The sequence below is a fragment of the Lacinutrix sp. YIN62 genome (assembly GCF_057219185.1).
In genome coordinates, this window is sequence record NZ_JBXVVH010000072.1 from 1 (window position 1) to 1,212 (window position 1,212).

2 protein-coding genes are annotated in these 1,212 nt (G+C 31.1%); both read right to left on the reverse strand.

Going from position 1 to position 1,212, the window contains the following annotated elements; translation table 11 throughout:
- On the reverse strand, window positions 1-802 hold an 802-nt coding region (locus AC2D8I_RS16205; RefSeq protein WP_484707157.1), incomplete at its 3' end, for an IS3 family transposase.
- Entirely contained in the window at window positions 802-1,173 is a 372-nt protein-coding gene (locus AC2D8I_RS16210) for a transposase (protein WP_093868742.1), read from the reverse strand. The genes AC2D8I_RS16210 and AC2D8I_RS16205, both read right to left, overlap by 1 nt.
- Window positions 1,174-1,212 lie beyond the last annotated feature (39 nt).

A 1,212-nucleotide genomic window follows, 5' to 3' on the forward strand; every position in this document is an offset into this window, starting at 1 on the left:
AATGTAATCTTACTTCATTGTATAAATTAATTGCATTTTTTGTAGCTCTCTTTGCTTGTGCTACGTTATCAAAAGTTTGATCGAGATAAAACTCATCTTTTAGTATCCCATTTACACGTTCTGCCATGGCATTTTCATAACAATGATTTTCTTGGGTCATACTAATATCTATCTTTTTTCTTTTTAATATTTGCGTGTATACATTACTGCAATATTGTATACCTCTGTCTGAATGATGAATAAGTTGTTTAATATTTTTAGCTTGGTAAATGGCCTTGTTTAGTGCTCTTACACATCCTTTTAGTTCAAGACTATCGCTAAGATCATACCCAACTATTTTCCTAGAATGCATGTCAGTTATTAAGGCTAGGTAACAAAAACCTTTTAGGGTTCTAATGTATGTTATATCAGAGACCCAAACTTGATTAGATTTAGTAACTTTCATATTCTTTATTAGGTTATTGTACTTATAAAAACGATGATAAGAGTTGGTTGTTCTGGCACTAGTTTTCTTTCTTAGTGTTAGCATTTGATGTTTTCTAAGGACATTAAATAAAGTGTCTCTACCAACTTTAATATTCCCTTTATTAAAATCTACATCTAATGATTTTACAAGTTTACGTACGCCTTCTCTAGGAAGAGATTTGCGTCTTTTTCTAACTATTTTTATAATCTGTTTCTCGAGTTCTAAACGTTTATCAGCTCTAGATTTGTATTTGTAATACGCATCACGTTTAAGCCCAAAACAATGTGTTATAGTAGTTAAAGAAGCAAATCTCTTAGCTTTTTCTTTAGCTTTAATTAAGGCTTTATACTTAGCTTTTTTTTTAGTTCATTAACTGATTTGTACCCAAGGTCTTCAGCTGCTACTTCAAGGTAAGAATCCAATACCATAGCATCGAGATCCTTTTTAAGTAGTAGTTTTTTAAGCTGTTCAATCTCTTTTTGAAGTGCTTTGATTCTAGATATTTCGTCTTTAGTTTCCACTTTTACTCTGGTGTTCATTAAGTCTTTACGATTGTATTTTTTAATCCATTCGTTTACAGTTGTAGGTGCAATGGAGTAGAGTTTACAAAGTTGGCTCTTTGTGTGTTTTCCGATTGTAAGTTCGGCTAAAATTTTTAATTTGAAAGGTTCACTGTAACGTCTAATGACTTTGTCATTTCTATACATAATGTTTAAAATTATGTAGCCTTATTTCAGGACGGGTCA